Annotated in this window: 20 protein-coding genes; 16 read left to right on the top strand and 4 right to left on the bottom strand. The window is 32.1% G+C overall.

What is annotated here, in order from left to right:
• Positions 1–279 precede the first annotated feature (279 nt).
• Both clpB and N4A42_RS08760 read left to right on the top strand, forming a co-directional pair.
• Positions 280–2,886 carry an ATP-dependent chaperone ClpB gene (clpB, locus tag N4A42_RS08755; RefSeq protein WP_294072924.1) on the top strand — a complete coding sequence of 869 codons (2,607 nt, stop codon included), beginning with the start codon at positions 280–282 and terminating at the stop codon, positions 2,884–2,886.
• Between the two features lie 256 nt (positions 2,887–3,142).
• A complete protein-coding gene (locus tag N4A42_RS08760) occupies positions 3,143–4,006 on the top strand; it encodes a TraB/GumN family protein (RefSeq protein ID WP_294072927.1) in 864 nt (287 codons plus the stop codon).
• Between the two features lie 87 nt (positions 4,007–4,093).
• On the opposite strand, the gene N4A42_RS08765 is transcribed toward N4A42_RS08760, so the two are convergent.
• Positions 4,094–4,750: an OmpW family outer membrane protein gene (locus N4A42_RS08765; RefSeq protein WP_294072931.1), complete on the bottom strand. Its 657-nt coding sequence runs from the start codon at positions 4,748–4,750 to the stop codon at positions 4,094–4,096.
• Positions 4,751–5,095: 345 nt separating this feature from the next.
• On the opposite strand from N4A42_RS08765, the gene deoC reads away from it, so the two are divergent.
• The 8 genes from deoC to N4A42_RS08805 all read left to right on the top strand — a co-directional run bounded on the left by deoC (position 5,096) and on the right by N4A42_RS08805 (position 12,183).
• Positions 5,096–5,758 carry a deoxyribose-phosphate aldolase gene (gene deoC / locus N4A42_RS08770; RefSeq protein ID WP_294072934.1) on the top strand — a complete coding sequence of 221 codons (663 nt, stop codon included), beginning with the start codon at positions 5,096–5,098 and terminating at the stop codon, positions 5,756–5,758.
• Between the two features lie 28 nt (positions 5,759–5,786).
• On the top strand, positions 5,787–6,488 hold the full coding sequence (gene deoD / locus N4A42_RS08775) for a purine-nucleoside phosphorylase (protein ID WP_294072936.1): 702 nt from the start codon (positions 5,787–5,789) through the stop codon (positions 6,486–6,488).
• 80 nt (positions 6,489–6,568) lie between these two features.
• Positions 6,569–7,081 carry a histidine phosphatase family protein gene (locus N4A42_RS08780; RefSeq protein WP_294072938.1) on the top strand — a complete coding sequence of 171 codons (513 nt, stop codon included), beginning with the start codon at positions 6,569–6,571 and terminating at the stop codon, positions 7,079–7,081.
• Between the two features lie 144 nt (positions 7,082–7,225).
• Positions 7,226–7,972, top strand: a complete 747-nt coding sequence (locus tag N4A42_RS08785) for an SDR family NAD(P)-dependent oxidoreductase (protein WP_294072940.1) — start codon at positions 7,226–7,228, stop codon at positions 7,970–7,972.
• A gap of 11 nt (positions 7,973–7,983) precedes the next feature.
• Positions 7,984–8,802 carry an SMP-30/gluconolactonase/LRE family protein gene (locus N4A42_RS08790; protein ID WP_294072942.1) on the top strand — a complete coding sequence of 273 codons (819 nt, stop codon included), beginning with the start codon at positions 7,984–7,986 and terminating at the stop codon, positions 8,800–8,802.
• A gap of 11 nt (positions 8,803–8,813) precedes the next feature.
• Positions 8,814–10,070, top strand: a complete 1,257-nt coding sequence (locus tag N4A42_RS08795) for a glycosyltransferase family 2 protein (protein WP_294072944.1) — start codon at positions 8,814–8,816, stop codon at positions 10,068–10,070.
• A gap of 21 nt (positions 10,071–10,091) precedes the next feature.
• Positions 10,092–11,378, top strand: a complete 1,287-nt coding sequence (locus N4A42_RS08800) for a carbamoyl-phosphate-synthetase (RefSeq protein WP_294072946.1) — start codon at positions 10,092–10,094, stop codon at positions 11,376–11,378.
• A gap of 31 nt (positions 11,379–11,409) precedes the next feature.
• Positions 11,410–12,183 (top strand): SDR family oxidoreductase, encoded by a 774-nt coding sequence (locus tag N4A42_RS08805; RefSeq protein ID WP_294072949.1) that lies wholly within the window; start codon positions 11,410–11,412, stop codon positions 12,181–12,183.
• Between the two features lie 60 nt (positions 12,184–12,243).
• Here N4A42_RS08805 and N4A42_RS08810 read toward each other — a convergent pair whose 3' ends face one another.
• Complete coding sequence (locus tag N4A42_RS08810) at positions 12,244–12,999, bottom strand: DUF6503 family protein (protein WP_294072951.1); 756 nt, start codon at positions 12,997–12,999, stop codon at positions 12,244–12,246.
• A 109-nt stretch (positions 13,000–13,108) separates the two neighbouring features.
• Here N4A42_RS08810 and smpB point away from each other — a divergent pair, with 109 nt between their 5' ends.
• From smpB to N4A42_RS08830, 4 genes are all read left to right on the top strand, one after another.
• Positions 13,109–13,567, top strand: coding sequence for an SsrA-binding protein SmpB (smpB, locus tag N4A42_RS08815; protein WP_294072953.1), 459 nt, complete (start codon positions 13,109–13,111; stop codon positions 13,565–13,567).
• Between the two features lie 158 nt (positions 13,568–13,725).
• Entirely contained in the window at positions 13,726–16,191 is a 2,466-nt protein-coding gene (locus N4A42_RS08820) for a DUF5686 and carboxypeptidase regulatory-like domain-containing protein (RefSeq protein ID WP_294072955.1), read from the top strand.
• Positions 16,192–16,272: 81 nt separating this feature from the next.
• Positions 16,273–16,791: a hypothetical protein gene (locus tag N4A42_RS08825; RefSeq protein ID WP_294072957.1), complete on the top strand. Its 519-nt coding sequence runs from the start codon at positions 16,273–16,275 to the stop codon at positions 16,789–16,791.
• Positions 16,792–16,882: 91 nt separating this feature from the next.
• A complete protein-coding gene (locus N4A42_RS08830) occupies positions 16,883–18,724 on the top strand; it encodes a Xaa-Pro dipeptidyl-peptidase (protein ID WP_294072961.1) in 1,842 nt (613 codons plus the stop codon).
• Here the strand turns inward: N4A42_RS08830 and N4A42_RS08835 are convergent.
• Complete coding sequence (locus N4A42_RS08835; RefSeq protein ID WP_294072963.1) at positions 18,721–20,001, bottom strand: T9SS type A sorting domain-containing protein; 1,281 nt, start codon at positions 19,999–20,001, stop codon at positions 18,721–18,723. The genes N4A42_RS08830 and N4A42_RS08835 overlap by 4 nt on opposite strands.
• A 145-nt stretch (positions 20,002–20,146) precedes the next feature.
• Complete coding sequence (locus N4A42_RS08840; protein WP_294072965.1) at positions 20,147–20,788, bottom strand: protein-L-isoaspartate(D-aspartate) O-methyltransferase; 642 nt, start codon at positions 20,786–20,788, stop codon at positions 20,147–20,149.
• Between the two features lie 143 nt (positions 20,789–20,931).
• Between N4A42_RS08840 and N4A42_RS08845 the strand changes: the two genes are divergently transcribed.
• Positions 20,932–21,891 carry a Gfo/Idh/MocA family oxidoreductase gene (locus tag N4A42_RS08845; RefSeq protein ID WP_294072967.1) on the top strand — a complete coding sequence of 320 codons (960 nt, stop codon included), beginning with the start codon at positions 20,932–20,934 and terminating at the stop codon, positions 21,889–21,891.
• Positions 21,892–22,012: 121 nt separating this feature from the next.
• The gene (locus N4A42_RS08850; RefSeq protein ID WP_294072971.1) at positions 22,013–22,903 is read left to right on the top strand and encodes a 3-hydroxybutyryl-CoA dehydrogenase; all 891 of its coding nucleotides are present in this window, start codon (positions 22,013–22,015) and stop codon (positions 22,901–22,903) included.
• Positions 22,904–22,968 lie beyond the last annotated feature (65 nt).

Genomic DNA, 22,968 nt, shown 5'->3' on the forward strand with positions numbered 1-22,968 from the left:
TGTTTAAATATAACCTGTGTCTTGGTTTTAGATTTTTCCGCAATATAATTGAGTTGCGGAATTGCATTTAAAGGAATCCAAGGCAACACTTTTTCCTCTTTCTTTTCAGTTTTAAATATTTTATCAAATAATCCCATAAATTAAAAGTCGAATTAAGTTGAATTCCTTACACTATGACTAAAAGTCACTGTTTTCAATACCTAACAAGACATTTTGTCTTGCTTTTTGTATTGGTAAGGTTGTTGACCAAATGTAATCAGAAAAGAAAAATAAAACGACATGAACTTTAACAATTTTACAATAAAATCACAAGAAGCCCTACAACAAGCACAGCAACTTGCACAAGGCTTTGGACATCAACAAATAGAAAACGAACATTTATTCAAAGCTATATTTGAAGTTGATGAAAACGTATTACCATTCTTATTAAAAAAACTAAATGTCAATGTTGGATTGGTAGAACAAATATTAGATAAAGAATTACAAAGTTTTTCTAAAGTCTCAGGTGGAGATATCATGCTCTCTCGCGAAGCAGGAAAAACTGTTAATGAAGCTTCTATCATTGCCAAAAACATGAAAGACGATTTTGTTTCTATTGAGCATTTGGTTTTAGGAATCTTAAAATCTAAAAGTAAGATTTCTCAAATCTTAAAAGATCAAGGTGTAACAGAAAAAGCTTTAAAAGCAGCAATTGACGAGTTAAGAAAAGGCGATAGAGTAACTTCTCAGAGTCAAGAAGACACTTATAATTCTTTAAATAAATATGCCAAAAACCTGAATCAATTGGCTAAAGATGGAAAGCTAGATCCTGTAATTGGGCGTGATGAAGAAATCAGACGTATTCTTCAAATTTTATCACGAAGAACCAAAAACAATCCAATATTGGTTGGTGAACCAGGAACAGGAAAAACAGCAATTGCAGAAGGTTTAGCCCATAGAATTATAGATGGCGACATTCCTGAAAATTTAAAAGACAAGCAAATATTTGCCCTAGATATGGGAGCATTAATTGCTGGTGCAAAATATAAAGGTGAATTTGAAGAGCGCCTCAAAGCAGTAATCAAAGAAGTAACAACTAGCGAAGGAGACATAGTGCTTTTCATTGACGAAATTCACACCTTAGTTGGCGCTGGAGGTGGCCAAGGCGCTATGGATGCTGCAAATATTCTTAAACCTGCTCTAGCACGTGGAGAACTCAGAGCAATTGGAGCAACAACCTTAGATGAATATCAAAAATACTTTGAAAAGGATAAAGCATTAGAAAGACGTTTTCAAAAAGTAATGGTTGATGAACCTGATACTGAAAGTGCCATTTCAATACTTCGTGGAATCAAAGAGAAATACGAAACCCATCATAAGGTTCGTATCAAAGACGAAGCTATCATTGGTGCTGTAGAATTATCAAACAGATATATTACCAATCGTTTTTTACCAGATAAAGCTATTGACCTCATGGACGAAGCAGCTTCTAAATTACGTATGGAAATCAATTCAAAACCAGAAGAATTAGATGTTTTAGATCGAAAGGTTATGCAGCTAGAAATTGAAATTGAAGCCATAAAAAGGGAGAAAGACGAAGTGAAATTAAAATCACTACGTTCAGATTTAGCAAATTTAAAGGAAGAACGCAATGATTTGAATGCGAAGTGGAAAAGCGAAAAAGAAGTCGTTGAGAATATTCAAAATACAAAACAAGATATTGAAAATTTTAAGCTAGAAGCAGAACGTGCAGAACGCGAAGGTGACTATGGTAAAGTAGCTGAAATTCGTTACGGAAAAATTAAGGAAACTGAAGAGCTACTTGAAAAATTCCAAAAACAACTTATGGAACAACAAGAAACTGCTCTAATTAAAGAAGAAGTCACTTATGATGATATTGCTGAAGTTGTAGCAAAATGGACTGGAATTCCTGTCACTAAAATGATTCAGTCAGAACGTGAGAAACTATTAAGACTTGAACACGAATTGCATAAACGTGTGGTTGGACAAGAAGAAGCCATTGTAGCTGTTAGCGACGCTGTAAGACGTAGTAGAGCTGGTTTACAAAACCCACAAAAACCTATCGGAACTTTTTTATTCTTAGGAACTACTGGAGTTGGTAAAACTGAGTTAGCAAAAGCTTTAGCTGAATACTTGTTTGATGATGAAAATGCAATGACACGTATTGACATGAGTGAATATCAAGAGCGCCATTCTGTAAGTAGATTGGTTGGAGCACCTCCAGGATATGTAGGGTATGATGAAGGTGGGCAATTAACGGAAGCCGTAAGAAGAAAACCGTATTCTGTTGTCTTATTGGATGAAATTGAAAAAGCTCATCCAGACACTTTTAATATTCTATTACAAGTTTTAGATGAAGGTCGTTTAACTGACAATAAAGGCCGCATTGCAGATTTCAAAAACACGATTATCATTATGACCTCAAATATGGGAAGTCATATTATTCAAGAAAAATTTGAAGCTGTTAAAGATATAGATACTGCTATGGAAGCTGCAAAGGTTGACGTTTTAGGATTACTAAAACAAACGGTCAGACCAGAATTCTTAAATAGAATTGATGACACCATAATGTTTACACCATTAAGTAAAAGTAACATTAAAGATATCGTTGGTTTACAGCTAAAAGGCCTTACAAAAATGATTGCCCAACAAGGTATCACATTTGACGCTACTGAAGAAGCTATAATGTATTTAGCGGAGAAAGGTTATAACCCAGAATATGGTGCAAGACCTGTAAAGCGTGTGATTCAAAAAGAAGTATTGAATGCACTAAGTAAAGAAATCTTATCTGGAAAAGTCACAACAGATAGTATTATCCTATTAGATGCTTTTGATGATAAATTAGTCTTCAGAAATCAAGGTGATTTGGTGGCTGAAGAGTTTTAAACGCAAAGTGTTAGACTGAGCTTATCTAAGCATTGAGATAATTTCATAAGATTCCCAACCAAGTTGGGAATCTACTGTAACAATTCAGCTTCTAAACAGTCTTTATATTGATTGGTTGGTTCTGCCTTAGCAGGCAGACAAATTAAGCAACACTGAAATTAATTCGAAAAGCTATCGAATTATGGATGTGTTGCTTTCTTTTTGTAACAAATTACTTACTAACTCTACAAACAATTAAAATTCTTAAACACTTAAAATGAAACAAATTTTATCGCTACTTATCGTAACTATCGTATCTATTTTTTCTATAAATGCTCAGCAACTAGAAAATTCTACCCTTTGGAAAATTGAAGGAAACGATTTAAAAGAGCCTTCTTATTTATTTGGCACCATTCACATTACTTGCAATGCTACTTTAGAAGCCGATGTAAAAAAAGCATTAGATGAAACCACACAAATTGTTATGGAACTCGATATGGATGATCCATCAATGCAGGCTAACATGATGCAAAACATGTATTTAAAAAATGGTAAAACACTTAAAGATTATGTTACAGAAGAAGAATATAAAACTGTAGATTCTTTATTTATTAACAAGATAAGAATGTCTGTAAAACTATTAGAAAATGTTAAACCTTTCTTTTTGAGCTCTATGTTTTACCCATCAATGATAGATTGTTCTTTGCAATCTTACGAACAAGAGCTTACTAAAATAGCAAAAAAAGATGGTGAAGAAATTTATGGTCTTGAAACTCTTGAGGAACAACTAAACGTATTTGATAATATACCATTAGAAGATCAATATACAGATTTAGTCCGTATGGCAAAAGACAACTTAGAATATGATAAGAATACATTTTCTAAAATGCTTAAAACCTACGAAGATGAAAACATTACTGCATTACTTGAAATGATGAACGATAAAACAAACAAAACAGTTTCTGAACATCAAAATGTATTGTTAGATCAAAGAAACAAAAACTGGATTGTTAAAATAAGTGAATACGCTAAAGATCAGCCAACATTTTTTGGAGTTGGCGCAGGGCATTTGGCAGGAGAAACAGGCGTTATTAATCTTCTTAGAAAAGCTGGTTATACTGTTACTGCTGTTATTGAGTAATTACTTATTATTTTCAATATAAAAAAGCCGTCTCAAAATAAATTAAGACGGCTTTTCAATATATAGTTTAGTTGTTAATTTATTTCACTAAAATAATCTATATCCTATACCAAATCCAGCAATAAAAGGATTAATATCAACATCAGCATCTACAGTTGCACCTAATGCAGTTGTAGCGTCAACAGTTACGTCTGTGTTTAACAACAAATACTTTGCATCTAAGTTAAGAAACCATTTGTCATTAATATCGAAATCAAATCCTAATTGAAAAGCAAACCCTAGCGCATTATCATAAGACACCTTATCTGCTACTGGACCTGAACTTTCATCATAAAAAATAGTATAATTAATACCAGCACCAACATAAGGGTGAATCATTTTAGTATCAAAATGATACTGTACAGTTAATGTTGGAGGCAGAAGTCTTACATCACCTAAAGGAATATTACCTGCAGCTGTTTCAATTGCCTTCACATCGTGTTGAGAGGTACCAAGAATTAATTCAACTGCAATATTCTTTGTAAAGAAATAAGTCAAATCTAATTCTGGAATGTAATCATTCTCAATATCTACGTCACCACCAATAGCTTCAATATCTGCAGATTCATTAGGAACAACTGCTAAAGCTCTTAGCCTTAACTGAAATTTTGTAAAATCAGAATCATCTGTTGTTTGTTTGGTATCTTGTGCGTTTAGGTTGAAAGCTAAACCTAATAATAAAGCGAATAATAATAAATTTTTCATTGTATAATATTTAAGTTTTGCACAAAAGTAAATAGCTAAAAAACCTTAAATACTGACAATTATCATGTATTCTTAACTTTCAACTCATAAGAAGCAATAATTGAAAAAAAATAACAAAAAGAAACATCTGTTTCACAGACCATTGTAAGGCCAAAAACTTATTTTTCGATGAAATGCATTATATTTTTAACGTTTTAATTTACGTTTTAACGGATAAATCGTTAATTTTGTCGAGCTATTTAATATCCAACTTAACTTAAGAATAATTAAACTTATCTAGTTTTTCCTTGCAATAAAAAGGAAAAACTAAAGTTTTATTTTGTAAAAACCCTACTTATTATATACATGGAACTAAACAAATACATAGACCACACATTATTGAGCCCTACAGCTACAGAAGCAGATATTCTAAACCTTTGCGAAGAAGCCTTAAAATATAATTTCTATTCTGTTTGTGTTAATAGTTGTTATGTCCCTATTGCAAAACAAACTTTAGGACATTCTGATGTTAAAATTTGTACTGTTATTGGATTTCCGCTTGGTGCTATGTCTACTGATGCTAAAATATTTGAAGCTAAAAAAGCAATTGAACAAGGTGCCACTGAAATTGATATGGTAATTAATATTGGCCGCCTAAAGAGCAAAAACTACCTTGCTGTTTTAAAAGACATTAATGATGTTAAGCGCGCTATTGGTCTCACACCTCTTAAAGTTATTCTTGAAATAAGTGAACTTTCTAAAAACGAGATTGTAAAAGCCTGTGAAATTTGCATGGATGCTAAAGCAGATTTTGTAAAAACCTCAACTGGTTTCTCTAAAAGCGGTGCAACACTTACTGCTGTTAAAATAATGAAGAAAACAGTAAAAGATCAATTAAAAATTAAAGCTTCTGGAGGTATTAGAGACGCAGAAACAGCTTTAAAATATATAGAAGTTGGTGTACATAGAATTGGAGCTTCATCTGGCGTAGCTATGATGACTAATCAAACTTCAAATTCTTCTTACTAATTTAAAACGCTTTACTTAACTTTGTGTTATGAGTAGTGTACATATTGGCGCCAATAAAGGCGATATAGCAGAAACCATTTTATTACCAGGAGATCCTTTACGAGCTAAATGGATTGCAGAAACTTTTTTTGAAAACCCTGTTTGCTTTAACGAAGTAAGAGGCATGTATGGTTATACAGGTACTTACCAAGGCAAGCGTATTTCTACAATGGGTTCTGGAATGGGTATTCCTAGTATTTCAATTTATGCCAACGAGCTTATAAAAGATTTTGGTGTAAAAAACCTGATTAGAGTTGGCAGCGCTGGCTCATACCAAAAGCACGTTAACATTAGAGATGTCGTTTTAGCTATGGCTGCCTCTTCTACTTCTGGTGTTAATGAACTACGTTTTGGAGGCGCAGATTATGCACCAACAGCAGATTTCGGTCTATTTTTAAAAGCCGTAAAAGCTGCTGAAGCAAAGAATATTCCTATAAAAGCAGGTAATGTATTATCCTCTGACGAGTTCTATGAAGATGATATAGAATCTTATAAAAAATGGTCTAAATTTGGTGTATTATGTGTTGAAATGGAAGCTGCTGGGCTTTATACTGTAGCTGCAAAACACAATGTTAACGCCTTAGCTATCCTCACAATTTCAGATTCTTTGGTTACTGGTGAACGCACTTCAAGTAAAGAACGAGAAACAACGTTTAGGCAAATGATTGAAATTGCCCTAGAACTTGCTTAAACGTATTTAACATACTTTTTTGACAAAATACTATTATTCTAGTCTATTTTTGAGAGGTAATTAATAATTTATATCTCAAAATGAAATACATTCTAGTTACTTTATCACTTCTTGTTTCGCTTAATCTGTTTTCGCAAGAACACGCTATTGAAGAACAAAAAACGACTACTTATTATCTTATTCGTCATGCAGAAAAAGATCAGTCCGATAAAACCAATAAAGATCCTCATTTAACTGAAACAGGTAAAAAAAGAGCTAAGAAATGGGCAAATGTATTTAGTGATGTAAAATTCGATATGGTATACTCCACAAATTATAACCGAACAAGAGCAACAGCAAAACCAACAGCATTAGCTAATAATGTAGACATTAAATTTTATGACCCAAGAAATTTAAATACTGAAGAGTTCAAAAAAAACACAGAAGGTAAAACTGTTTTAATTGTAGGTCATAGTAATACAACACCAATGTTTGCAAATGGATTACTCGGCGAGAATAAATACAAAAAAATATCAGAAGACAACAACTCTAATCTTTATATTGTTACAATTACCGAAGATTCTAAAACCTCTATTCTTTTAAAAATTGAATGAAAACTCACATCAATTAAACCTGATTTTTTGCACTTAACCTATTTACCGTAAATAGTATCAATACACAGATAAAAAAATCAATTTCTAAAAATAAATAACTAGTTTTGAGGATATTAATTTAAAGAGATTGTTTTTTTATTATTTATGAAAACAGTAATGTTATTAGGCGGCACCAAAGGTGTTGGTAAAGAGATACTTAAAGCTTGTTTAAAAAAAGGTTATAATATAGCTTTTTGCGGTCGAGATTCTAAACTTGCTAACAAAATTATTGAGTCTACAGATTCTAAAGAAAAATTATATTTTCATCAAATAGACCTCAACGTTATAGGTGGTATAGAAGATTATTATAAAGAAACTATAAAACGTTTTAAAAAAATAGATGCTGTAATAATCTATGCTGGTATTACGCCTGTTTCGTCTCTAATAGATACTGATGAGGATACTTATGACAAAGTATTTAATGTTAATCTAAAAGCACCTTACTTTCTATTAAAACATATTTTAAGATCCATGATGGAACATAAAGCAGGGTCTATTGTATTTTTTGGATCTGCACATATGGATTATGGGCAAGAAGACCGAACCGCTTATGCGCTAACAAAAGGCACATTATATACACTATCTAATCATATAGCACATCATTATGCTAAATACGGAATTAGGTCTAATTACCTTGTTATGGGCTGGACCAATACTGAAGGCGAACTACAACTACGTGCACAAGAAGGTATTAGTGAAGATGAATTAAAAAATAATGCCGGAAGCATTATTCCTATGGGACGTATGTTAAACCCTACTGATCCCGTACCAGCTGTGATGCACTTTATATCAGATGATTCTGCAATGACAACAGGATCTATAATAAGAATAACTGGAGGAGAATTTATATAGACCAAAACTAAATGGCATCAAACTTAATTTACTTTTCTCAATCTTCTGAGCTCTTTGAAGGTCCAATTTTTGACACAAAAAATCAACTGTTATATTTTGTTTCAATTCTTGATGGCTTAGTATTTTGTTACAATCCCAAAACTAAAGAAATACAGAGTATACAATTAGATTCGCCTACAAGTAACATCTATCTTATTTCAAACAAAATAGTACTGGTAGCATCCAAAAATGGCTTTTATGAAATAGATTTTAACTCACTTAAAGCAACCTTTAAATTTCAAATAGAAATTCCATTTAATGTAAGATATAATGATGGTATAGAAGATGCTGAAGGACGTTACATTATTGGTACAATGGGTTATCCAGAAGTGATTGATAATATTGGTAATGTTTATTCATATCAAAATGGTAAATCTAAAATAATTATAAAAAACACTACCATTTCAAATGGTCTTGCTTTTACATCAGATAACAAAGTGCTTTATTTTATTGATACACCAACAAAAAAAGTCGCAAAATATAACTATAACATTAATACAGGCGACGTAGAGTTTGTTGATTATGTCATTACATTTGATGACAATGGTAGCCCAGACGGTATGTGTATAGACAAAGAAGGCATGTTATGGATAGCAGAATGGGGAGGATTTTGTGTTTCGCAATGGAATCCCAAAAACGGTAAAAAATTAAATGAAATAAAACTTCCATTTTCTAATGTGACTTCGTGTTGTTTTGATGATGAATCAAACCTCTATGTTACAACAGCAAAAAACGAAGAAGAGTCTAATTACTTCAACGGAAGTGGATTATTTCACATAAAATTAAATTAAGATATAAAACTATGAACTCTATAAAGGTTAGTGTTATTGTTCCTATCTATGGAATAGAAAAATACCTATCCAAGTGTATCGACAGTATTTTACAACAATCTTTTAAAGATTTTGAATTAATACTTGTAGACGATGGTAGTCCAGACAATTGTCCTAAGATTTGTGATGATTTTGCAAATGTAGACAAAAGAGTAAAGGTAATTCATAAACCAAACGGCGGTTTATTATCCGCCAGAAAAGCTGGTTTAGAAGCAGCTTTAGGTACTCACATTGCCTATGTCGATGGAGATGATTGGGTGGATCATTTTTACTTAGACACCTTATACAAACTAGCTATTGCTAATGATGCTGATTTAGTTGTAACTGGTCACTTTAGAGAATTTGATGGCAAAATTGAAACCATAAAACCAAATAACACTGGCTTTTATGATGAAGAAAAAATAAAATCTAAAATTTTACCTAAAGCCATCTACAATGGTGAATTTTGTGAGCATGGTATGTCCACTTACGTTTGGAATAAACTTTTTAAAAAAGATCTTTTAGAAAAAGTTCTTTTTGATGTACCTAATGATATTGTAATGGGTGAAGACGCTGCCATAACCTATTCGTATTTGGCACTTTCTAAGCGCCTTGTTATAAGCAAAATACCTTTGTATTACTACAGACAAAGACATGACTCTATAGTAAAGTCAATTGAAAACCCTAAAACAGAGTACTACAGACTTGGGCTTTTAATGAACTTTCTAAAAACAAAGCTTAGTGGTGTTTTAGACTTAGAAAATTTAAATCAACAAATCACCTATTATTTATATTCTCAAATATTAGTAAGATCTGGTGGGTTAATATATAATGAAAAAAGAGATTCATGGTTTAACCCATTCTTAAACACTACTAAAAAATCAAAAGTTGTAGTTTATAGTTCTGGTTCTTTTGGGCAACACATATTATCCACAAACCTAAAAACAGAATATTTTAAAATAACTAAGTGGATAGATGTAGATTTTCACGATTTAAAAATTGGAGAAACTACAGTTAACCCTATAAGTAGCATTTCTAATAATGAGTTCGATTATCTTATCATTGCTACTATAAATCCATCTGTTCATAAATCATTAAAAACAGAACTAGAATTAATGGGCATAAACCAATCTAAAATTGTTAAACCTAACACAGATGAAGCAACAATTAAAAGCCTTCTTGAGGACTTAGGCTTTAATCAAGACTTTATATTTAACCTAAACAAAACAAATTCCCTAACCCAAATTTAAACCCCTAAAAAATTAACAACAATGAAAAAAATAATAATACTTGGCGGAAATCCTGAAACTGGAGTTTTAGTTGAAATTGCTAATAATATGGGACTACATACCATAGTCATAGACCCAAACCCAAATGCACCAGCAAAAAAGTTTGCTGCTAAAACATATGACATTGATGGCTTTGACATAGATGGAATTGTAAAAGTAGCTACGGAAAATGATGTAGACGGAGTACTTGTTGGTGTTGCAGACATCTTAGTAAAACCATACAAAGAAATTTGCGAACGCTTAAACCTACCATGTTACGCTACTGATGGAACCATTGAAGCGTTTTGTAGCAAAGATGGCTACAAACGTTATTGTGAAGAATATAACGTACAAGATATTCCTGGTATATACATTAAGAAAGATGAAGCTATTAGAAAACCTGAAAATGTAGATCTTCCTCTAATGGTAAAACCAGTAGATAGTGGTGGAGGTGTAGGCATGAAAATTTGTAGAGACGAGGCAGATTATAACGAAACAGTAAAAAATGTGCTTAAATTCTCTAAAAAAGGCATTGTACTCGTTGAAAAATACATGGATTCTAAATGTGATGACATGGCTGCATATTACACTTTTAAAGATGGTATTCCTCATTTATCTGCTATATACGATAGAACATTAACTAGATTACAAGGAGATTCTAGCCCAATTGGCTTAGCAACATTATACCCTTCTAAACACACGGAAGAATTTGTAAAAAATGTAAACCCAAAACTATGTGAATTATTCAAATCCACTAATGTTAAAAATGGTGTTTTAAATGTCCAATTTTTTGTAGAAGATGGTGTTTTCTATAGCTATGACCCAGGATTTAGATTACAAGGAGAAGCACCTCATATACCTTTAGCACATATTAATGGCTTTGATCACAGAAAAATGTTATTAAACTTTGCCTTAACTGGTGTTTTTGGAGAAGACAACTTTGCAGAGCAAAATGATTATATGCTTAGAGGTAAAAAAGCCTGTTCTATTTGGGTTTTATTAAAAGATGGCAAAATAGATTCAATAAAAGGTTTAGACAAAATAAAGAGTCATAAAAATGTTATTTTCGTTGTAGAAAGATTTAAAGAAGGTGATGAAGTATTACCAGCAATGGTAGGTACAGAAAGACAAGTATTATATAGAATATACACCGTTTCAGATTCTGTTGCTGAAACAAACCAAACCATTCTAGACATCCAAAACATCTTAGATGTAAGAAATGACAAAGGAGAAGATATGGTATTAGAATGGACAGACTTATGGAATACAGATGACTATAATCATCATTAATTAAAATATTAATCCAAACAACCAACCAAAAATGAACATTAACATATTAGAAAAATTCAGTTTAGATGATAAAAAAGCTATTGTAGTAGGAGGAGCTGGAGATTTAGGTAAAGCCATGGTAGAAGCTTTAGCCGAAGCAGGTGCGCAAGTTGTGGTCATAGATATTGATGATAGAATGTACAATATCTGCGATGAGATGAAAAAAAAGAATTTGAACGTGGATTCTGTTAAAGCAGATGTGAGTAAGATTGATGACATAAAATCTTCTTACAAAAAAGCACTAGAAATCCTCGGAGACAAATTAGATATTTTAGTGAATTCTGCTGGAATTCAACGAAGATATTCTAGCGAGCAATTCCCTGAAGAAGAATGGAGTAAAGTAATTGCCATTAACTTAGATGCTACGTTTTATTACTGCAAATATGCAGCCAATACCATGCTAAAAAACAATGGAGGTAAAATTATAAATGTAGCTTCTTTAATGAGTTTTTTGGGGGGAATTACTATTCCTGCTTATGCAGCATCTAAAGGTGGTGTTGGACAACTTACAAAAGCATTATCTAACGATTTAGCAGCAAAAGGTATTTGTGTAAACGCCATAGCACCTGGTTATATGGATACTCAGTTAAATGCTGGTATCATTAATGACAAAAAACGAACCGATGAGGTATTTATGAGAGTACCTATGAAACGTTGGGGAACTGGTGAAGATCTAAAAGGACTAACAGTTTTCTTAGCTTCTTCTGCAAGCGATTATGTTACAGGAACAATAATACCTGTAGATGGTGGTTATTTAGGAAGGTAATTTACTATAGGCTAAAAATGAACGTAATTAAACTTTAACTACGTTCATTTTTAGCTCTTTTTAAATGCTAAGCAATTCAACTTCAACATTTTTAAGCTCTATTTTAGACAAAAGTTTTAGTTTATTTTTTTCAAATGCATTTCCTAAATCTATAAGTTCAATTGTATGGCTTTCTGTCTTAAAATTATTATAATCTACAAAGCGTAGTCCATTTATAAAACGCTCATTATAAGCTTCTCTAAAACGCACTCCTACTCCACCTTCTTCATTATAAGAATACGCTAAGTAATCTACCTTAAACATTTTTTTATCAACCCAATAAACAAATACATCTTCAAAATCTTCGCCTCCTCCTTTTTCATTAAACGACACTTTAATTTTATAATAATCTTTATTCTTAATTTTTTCCTCTCCAAGCAATTCCTTATTAACCGCTTTATCATTTAACCCAAAAGGTAATACTGAAAAATAGTGTACCGAATTTACAGATGCTGAATATTTGGGAATCATTGAATCCACTAACCTTACATTTCTATTATTTATAAAACGCTCAAAACTATTATTAGTTAGTAAATCGAAAACCGAATCTTTACCGTCTGCAAACATTCTTATCAAAGAATAATTACCCTTATCTCTACGAGCTACATAGTACTTATCTCTAAAATTGAATCGTATTACTGAACTTTCAAATTGTTTTCCACCAGAAACCTCAATAGATTTATTAATAATTTCCTGTGCACCTAAAACCATAGTTTTAGAATCGTTTTTACAATTAAATAGCATTACACCAATTAATAAAGATAATAGATATTTCATATACTAAATTTAGATTATAGAGTCGTAAAATTAAATATTAGTTTACAATAATACACACAACAAGCTTTTACACTTTGTACTTATTACTTTCTTATTATCTTTGACAACCATGCAAAAAACGGTTAACATACTTAACAAAAAGGCAAAATTTCAGTACGAGATATTAGACAAATATACTGCTGGAATTGTACTTACTGGTACTGAAATTAAATCTATAAGAGCTAGTAAAGCTTCTATTGCCGAAAGTTTTTGCGAATTTAATGACCATGGCGAACTTTTTGTTATCAACATGACCATTGAAGAGTATGCGTTTGGCAATTACTACAATCATAAACCAAAAGCCGAACGAAAATTATTACTTAACAAAAGAGAGCTTAAAAAGCTTGAAAAAGAAGTTAACGTAAAAGGTAATGCTATTATTCCGCTTCGCTTATTTATTAATGAAAAAGGCCTAGCTAAGTTAGAAATAGCTCTAGGAAAAGGAAAAAAACTTTACGACAAACGCGATACTATAAAGGATCGCGACAACAAACGTAACTTAGACCGAATTAAGAAAAATTTCCGATAAGTTTAAGATTCCTCTAACGCATCTCATCTATTTTTTCACATAAGTTTGAAACTTTATAGGCAACCATTCGTTATATAATAACGTCTATAAAAATACAGGCATGAAATTTGATTAAATCATTAATTTCATCTTAAAATATAAACCATCAATCAAACACTATGAACAGAATTCTACTCAATCTTTTCTTTTTTACCTTAAGCACTTTAGCTTCAGCTCAAATTACCGGAACCATTACAAACAAAAAAGGAGAACCCTTGCCTTTTGTTAATATTTTAATCGAAAACACATACAAAGGCACCACTAGTAATGACGATGGTTACTACGAACTCAGCATTTCCAAACCTAAAACCTATACCATAATTTACACCTATTTGGGTTTTAAAACAGTTAAGAAAAAAGTGACCATAGATAAATTTCCATTTAATATTGATATTACTTTAGAAGAAGAATCTGTCTCATTAAACGAAGTCGTTTTAGAAACTGAAGAAAACCCTGCTAATGCCATCATAAGGCAAACTATTGCTAAACGTAAAGAAAATCTTGAAAAAATAAACTCGTTTAAAGCCGATTTCTATTCCAGAGGATTAATTAGAATAAAAGATGCGCCTAAAAAAATCTTTGGCCAAGAAGTTGGTGATTTTTATGGTGGATTAGATTCTACACGTAGTGGTATAATTTACCTATCAGAAACCATTTCTAAAATTCAATATTTAAGACCCAAAAAACTCAAAGAAAAAATCACAGCCTCTAAAGTAAGTGGAGACGATAATGGTTTTAGCTTTAACAGCGCATTAGATGTAAATTACAACCTCTACAATAATACTATTGAGTTTGGTAACGAAATTGTCTCTCCTATTGCAAATAATGCATTTAGTTATTATCGTTATAACCTTGAAGGAATTTTTTATGACGAGCGTGGTAACCTTATCAATAAAATTAATGTTATTCCAAAACGAAAAAATGACCCTGTTTTTTCCGGAACCATATACATTGTTGAAAACCATTGGGCTATTTATGCCACTGAATTAGATATTACCGGAGTACAAGCACGTATTCCTGCTGTTGATGTCATTTCTTTACAACAAAGTTTTTCTTATTCAGAAAACGATAATATTTGGGCTATTATCTCGCAAAGTATTGATTTTAAATATAAATTCTTAAGTATAAAAGGTGACGGACGCTTTACAGCTGTTTATAGTAATTATGAATTTAATACAGGTTTAACAAAAGATGATTTTGGTAGAGAACTTATCGCTTTTGAAGATAAAGCTAATAAAAAAGACTCTTTATATTGGAATACAATAAGACCTGTTCCCCTAACCATAGAAGAACGCAAAGACTATATTAAAAAAGATAGTATTCAAATTGTAAGAGAATCAAAACCTTATTTAGACTCTATAGACCGTGTTAACAACAAATTTAAACTTGGCAATATATTAAGTTATTCTTATAGAAATTCTCATAAAAACTATAGTTTTGGTTACGGCTTTCCTTTAGATGGTATTCAATTTAACACTATACAAGGTTACACTGCAAAAGCCAATCTATTTTATACCAAAAGTTTTGATGAATTTAAACGTTATTTTTCAGCAAACGCTAATTTTCAATATGGTTTTTCTGATGAACGTTTAAGAGCTACTGGCTCTTTAACTTATAAGTTTAATAATACTAATAGACGAATTTTATCATTATTTGGTGGTGTTCGAACAGAGCAATACAATCCATCAAATCCTATTACTCCTTTTATAAACTCTATTAGCACTTTATTTTTTGAAGACAACTATATAAAATTGTACGATCGTAGTTTTATTCAATTAAATTATTCTGAAGAGCTGTTTAATGGATTCCGATTGTATTCAAATTTAAGTTACGAAAGACGCAAAGCACTTTTTAACACAACAGATCAAGTATTTATCAATGAAGATAATGATGTATACACCAGTAATAATCCATTAGATGAAACTGCTTATGATGTGGCACCTTTTGAAACTCATAACATTCTTAAAGCCAATATAACTGCACAAATTAATTTTGGGCAAGAATATTTAAGCTATCCAGACAGTAAATTCAATATTGGTAACGACGCCTACCCTACCTTAGTATTAAGCTACGAAAAAGGCTTTGGAGCAACCAATAGCGATTATAATTTTGACCAAATTAAAGCGAGACTATATCAATCTTTTAATATTGCAGACAAAGGTCGTTTTAGATACAACTTAAGAGCTGGTAAGTTTTTTAATGCAGATGACATTGCTTTTATGGATTATCAACATTTTAATGGCAACCAAACCCATGTAAGTACACAAGGCAATTACACTAATGTATTTAATAATTTACCATATTATGCTGGTAGCACCAATGACGCTTATTTAGAAGCACATGCTGAGCATGATTTTAATGGCTTTATCTTAGGAAAAATCCCTTTATTAAACAAGCTTAATTTTAATCTAGTATTAGGTGCTCATTTACTTTCAACACCAGATTTTAAACCTTATCAAGAATATAGTATTGGTGTTGACAATATTGGTTGGGGAAAATGGCGATTCTTAAGAGTAGATTATGTAAGATCTTACCAAAGCGGATTTCAGAGTGATGCCATTTTGTTTGGTTTAAAATTCTTTTAACTTTGATAATCTTAAAGTTCTTGCAAACACTTAATTAATAATCAATACAGGAACATTTTTTAACGATTGAAGCTAAGTATTATGAAGAATATTCTTTTATTATTTATACTTGTGGGTTATAGTATAAATGCCCAAGATAATAAAGACTACTCAAAACAAGTTGCTACATTAGATAGCACATTAGAGACCTTATATTTAGTTATTTCTGGAGATGCTGGCATAGAACGCAATTGGGATTTGTTTAAACACTTATTTCATAAAGACGCAAAGTTAATCCCAACTGGCAAAAACAAAAAAGGTGAACATATTGCTCGCTATATGACACCTGAAGATTATATGAAAAGCTCAGGAAAATGGTTATACGAAAATGGGTTTCATGAAGTCGAAATCAATAGAGTCATTCAAACTTTTGGCAATATTACTCAAGTATTTAGCACATACGAGTCTTTTAAAAACAAAAGTGATGATAAGCCTTTTATGAGAGGTATTAATAGTATCCAATTAATGAACGATGGCAAACGTTGGTGGATTATTAACATTTACTGGATGCAAGAAACTAAAGACAATCCTATACCTAAAGAATATTTACCTAAAAATTAACTATCTATTTATTATTTTTAAAAGGCATAAAATAACAAAATTTGAAACCTAAAATTTACACCGTATTTTTATCAAAAGAAAAAACAACACCATGTTAAAAACAATTAAACCTAATTCAATTTTAATTATTGCGTTAGCATTTTCAATTTTCAGTTATGCTCAAAATACCACTGAAAAAGCAACACCAATCTTTAAAGATGGTGAAGCTCAAATTGTAGATGCATTTAGTGATACTAGCAAATGGTTACGTCACGACCTTTGGGTAGAAACAGAATTTGACACAGATGGAGATGGTAAAAAGGATAGAATGCACGTATCTGTAACACGACCAGAACAAACAGAAACCGAAGGTTTAAAGTTACCTATAATTTATGTCACAAGTCCATATTTTGCTGGAGTTGCTGGTGATGAACCAGGAATAATGTGGGATGTAAAACGCGAATTAAACGGAAAATCTAAAGAACGTGTTCACCCAGAAGTTAAACGTCTAGGACAACGACCTATAATTTCTAATTCGCATATTAGAAAATGGGTACCTAGAGGATATGTTGTTGTGCATTCATCTTCTCCAGGCACAGGACTATCTGATGGAGCACCAACTGTTGGTGGACCTAACGAATCTTTAGCTCCAAAAGCAGTTATTGACTGGTTATGTGGTAGAGGAAAAGGCTATACAAAACGTAATGGAAAGAAAGAAGTTAAAGCCTTTTGGTCTACAGGAAAAGTTGGCATGACAGGCACTTCTTACAACGGTACTTTACCATTAGCAGCAGCTACAACTGGTGTAGAAGGTTTAGAAGTTATTATTCCTATTGCGCCAAATACATCGTATTATCATTATTACCGTTCTAATGGTTTAGTACGCTCACCTGGTGGTTATTTAGGTGAAGATATTGATGTACTTTATGATTTTATTCATAGTGGAGATGAAGATAAACGTGCTTATAATAATAAGACTGTAAGAGATACAGATATGATGAACAACATGGATCGTCAAAGCGGAGATTATAACGATTGGTGGGCAGGTCGCGATTACCTCAACCAAATGGATAACATGAAAGCCGCTTTACTAATGTCTCATGGATTTAACGACTGGAATGTAATGCCAGAGCATAGCTACCGTATTTATAAAGCAGCAAAAGAAAAAGGACTTCCTGCTCAGATTTATTATCATCAAAACGGACATGGTGGACCACCACCAACTTCAATGATGAATAAATGGTTTACAAAGTACCTTCATGGTATTGATAATGGCGTTGATGAAGAAAAGCACAAAGCTTATATTGTTAGAGAATATGATGATAGACAACAACCTACAGCGTATTTAGATTATCCAAATCCAAATGCCCAAGATGTTGTTTTAAATCTAACTGAAGGAGGGAATACTGTAGGAGGACTAACTCTAAGTGCAGACATCATAGAGTTAGAAGAAACTTTAACCGATGACGTCTCGTTTTCTGGTGCAGAGTTAGCTAAATCTAAAAACTCAAACCATAGATTACTTTATGTAACACCCAAATTAAAAAATGATCTTCATATTTCTGGAGTTCCAAAAGTAAAAATTACCTTATCTAGTAATAAGCCAGCGGCTAACTTATCGGTTTGGTTAGTATCCTTACCTTGGGATGAAAATGCTTCAAAAATTACTGAGAATATAATTACACGTGGTTGGGCAGATCCTAAAAACTACAAATCCTTAACTGAAGAAGAAGATTTAATTCCTGGTCGTTTTTATACTGTAAATTTCGACTTACAGCCAGACGATCAAATTATAAAAGCTGGTCAGCAAATTGGGTTAATGATTTTTTCTAGCGATAAAGAATTCACCATTCATCCAGAACGAGGAACAGAATTAACGATTGAGTTACACAACACCTCATTAACCTTACCAATAGTAAATGGCGAGGAAGCTTATAGAAAGTATGTTGATTAATTTTTAACAAGCTTAAATGTCTTTTTAGACATTTCGTTTTCAATAGTTAAAAAATAGATACCATGTTTAAGAGATGTGGTATCTATTTTATTTGAACCCAATACAACTTCAACTTGTTTTCCTAAAATATCGAACATCTGTATGCTTAAATTATTAACATCTGTTTGAATTCTTATTTCGTTAGAAAAAGGATTCGAATAAACCTGAATCTTCTCTAAAACAACATCTGAAACTGATAACAAATCAGCACAATTAGGATTCTCAGTAGCACTTGTCATAAACACACCATTATCAACATACCAATTTTGCCATTCTCCTCCACTACCACTCTGCCAATCCGTTAAATCAAAATAATTTTCGCCTGTAGGCATTCCTGGAACTTTATAAACCTTTAAAGCTTCATTATTTCTAAGCCAATTTAGTGGATTGCCTGCACTACAACTCTCAGGTAGAAATTCTGAAGCACAATTTGTTTGAATAAAAAAAGCATGTTCTTCATAATTAGGATAATCTCCATAAACGTAAGCTTTTCCATCATCATCAACACAGACTGCAGTATATTCATTACAAGCAATACCAAAGGCTCTCGATGAATTATCGGTAGCATAACGCGCTAAAAATGTACTATGCCTAGCACGTCTGTCTGGATCATCGTAATGTGTATCTGTAATAATATTTTCTAAATAAGGTATTTCTAAAAAATCATTGTAACCTAATGTCATCCTATAATGATATGGATTACTTAGAGCCTGTGCATTAGTAACTGTACCATTTTCTGCCGAAAAATAAGCACTTCCTAAAATGGCCATTCCTGCACTTGTACCACCAATAACTCCTCCTTTTACATTTATAAAGTCATTTAAAACAGCTTCTAAATCATTATCTTTAAAAAAGCTGACATAATCATACTGATCTCCACCTGCAAACCAAATGGCTTCTGCTTTTTCAACCTTATCTAAAACATAAGAATTTGTTGCACCTTCTTCATTATCAATAACAAATGTTCTTACAGAATTTATAGTAACACCAAGTTGCGAATAGAAATAATCATTGTAACCATCACTCCCAGAAGCTCTCAATACCACAACATCTCCACCATTTGCCTTATTAAGAAACCATACCATAGCTTCATCACTTTCACTAGCTCCTCCCATCATACAAATACCAGCGCTTGGTGCCACCACTAAATCTGTTGAATTACCTGTTAAATATTCGGTATAGCCTTGAGAAAAGGAAATCTGAATAGAGAGAATAAGTAAAAGTGTAATTTTTTTCATGGAATTTATTTTGAATGCTCTCTAAAGATAATTTAAAAAAACAAATCTATTTTAATGAGATCCTGAATCAAATTCTGATGACAAATCTATCATTATTCATAAACATCTATCTTCACTTCCATTTAGGAATTACTATAGATGATTTTTAATTCTTATCCTCTAGCATTGGTACAAAGCGAAATTCACCCAATTCATGCTTTTCAAATTCTTTTATGCCTTTTCTAATAAAAAGTGTCATAATTTGAACCTCATCACCAACAGGAATAACCAATCTTCCTCCAATAGCAAGCTGACTTAATAATGGATTTGGCACAAAAGGTGCACCAGCTGTTACAATAATACTCTTAAAAGGTGCTTCTTCTGGCAATCCTTTATAACCATCTCCAAATATTAGCTTTTTGGCTCTATATCCTATTTTAGGTAAAAATTTAGATGTTTTTTTAAACAACTCTTGCTGCCTCTCTATACTGTAAACTTTAGCACCAAGCTCTATTAAAACAACACATTGGTAGCCACTACCTGTTCCTATTTCTAAAACTTTATCACCTGGTTTTATCTGCAATAATTCAGATTGAAAAGCAACCGTATAAGGCTGTGAAATGGTTTGGTCTGCACCTATAGGAAACGCTTTATCTACATAAGCATGATCTATAAATCCTGAATCCATAAAAAGATGTCTTGGTATTTTACCAATAGCTTTTAGCACAGCTGTGTCTTTAATTCCTTTTTTAACAAGTGTTTCAACAAGCTGTTGACGCATACCTTGATGCTTAAATGTATCTTTCAAATCTTAGTTTAGTTTCACACAAAATTAATCTAAACTAAACCGAATTGCAATCTCAAAATTCAATTATTGAATTCTTAGTTTTTTATATTTTCTTTTTTAAATTTTTAATTCAAAACGACTATTTTTGTTAAAAACTGAAAAACATGCTAAAAGCTGGTGTTCTGGGTGCTGGTCACCTTGGTAAAATCCATTTAAGATTACTCAATCAATCTGATAAATATGAGCTCGTGGGTTTCTACGATGCCGATCCTGAAAATGCAAAACGTGTCACAGAAGAATTTGGTTACAAATACTTTGATACTATTGAAGCATTAATAGATGCTGTAGATGTTGTAGATATAGTAACTCCTACTCTTTCGCATTACGACTGTGCCAAAACAGCTATAAAAAAAGGAAAACACATCTTTATAGAAAAGCCTATAACCAATACTGTTGAAGAGGCAGAAACCATTAGAACATTGGTTGCAGAACATGGTGTTAAAGGACAAGTAGGCCATGTTGAGCGTTTTAATCCTGCTTTTATTGCGGTGAAGGATAAAATCGATAATCCTATGTTTATAGAAACACATCGTTTGGCTGAATTTAATCCTCGCGGAACTGATGTGCCAGTAGTATTGGATTTAATGATTCATGATATTGATATTATTCTTAGTGTCGTTAATTCTCCTGTAAAACACATCTCTGCAAGTGGCGTTTCTGTAGTTAGCGAAACACCAGACATTGCCAATGCTCGTATTGAATTTAAAAATGGTTGTGTTGCTAATCTAACAGCAAGTAGAATTTCTTTAAAAAACATGCGTAAAACACGTTTCTTTCAGAAAGATGCTTACATTTCTGTAGATTTCTTGGAGAAAAAATGTGAAGTTGTAAAAATGAAAGATGCACCAGAAACACCTGGTGATTTCGATATGATTTTACAAAACGCAGAGGGTGTTAAAAAGCAAATCTATTTTGACAATCCTGATGTTGAAGGTAATAACGCTATTTTAGATGAGTTAGAAACTTTTGCAAATGCCATTAATAGCAACACAAAACCTATTGTAACACTACATGATGGTACAGAGGCTTTACGTGTGGCTACAATGATTATTAATCAGTTTTAAAAAAGAAAAGTCATTACGAAGAAAGAACGACTGAAGTAATCTATCAAATTACAAATTCAATTCTTATTTTAAATTAAATATTAAACAGATTTCCATTTAGTGGGAATGAAATAAAATTTCAATGAAAAACATAGCAGTAATCGGAGCAGGTACAATGGGAAATGGAATTGCCCACACTTTTGCTCAATCTGGATTTAAAGTACAACTTATAGACATTAGTGAAGCTTCTCTTAAAAGAGGATTAGATACCATTTCTAGAAACTTAGACAGAATGGTAGCCAAAGAAAAAATATCGGAAGCAGACAAAACAGAAACGCTTAATAATATAACAACCTTTACTAATATTGAAGAAGGTGTTAAAAACACTAGTTTAGTTGTAGAGGCTGCTACAGAAAATGTAGATCTAAAATTAAAGATATTTAAGCAATTAGATGAAGCATGTGCTGAGGATACTATTTTAGCAACCAACACATCTTCTATATCTATTACTCAAATTGCAGCTGCAACATCACGACCAGATAAGGTTATAGGAATGCACTTTATGAATCCTGTACCAATTATGAAATTAGTAGAGATTATACGTGGTTATAATACTAGTGATGAAGTTACCAATACTATAATGGAATTATCTAAAACTTTAGGTAAAGTACCCACAGAAGTTAACGATTACCCAGGATTTGTTGCTAACAGAATCTTAATGCCAATGATTAACGAGTCTATTGAAACACTATACAATGGTGTTGCTGGTGTTAAAGAGATTGATACGGTTATGAAATTAGGTATGGCACATCCAATGGGTCCGCTTCAACTAGCAGATTTTATAGGATTAGATGTTTGTTTATCTATTCTTAATGTAATGTACGATGGCTTTAAAAATCCTAAATACGCACCATGTCCTTTATTAGTAAATATGGTACAAGCTGGTAAACTAGGAGTAAAATCTGGAGAAGGTTTCTATGACTATTCTGAAAGTCGTAAGGCTGAAAAGGTAGCTTCTCAATTTTCAAAATAAGACAATAAATGTCATTGCGAGTGCAAAAAATCTGGCAACATCATAATTAAAAACCGAGTTGTGAA

The organism is Winogradskyella sp. (assembly GCF_025210595.1).
Classification (GTDB): Bacteria; Bacteroidota; Bacteroidia; order Flavobacteriales; family Flavobacteriaceae; genus Winogradskyella.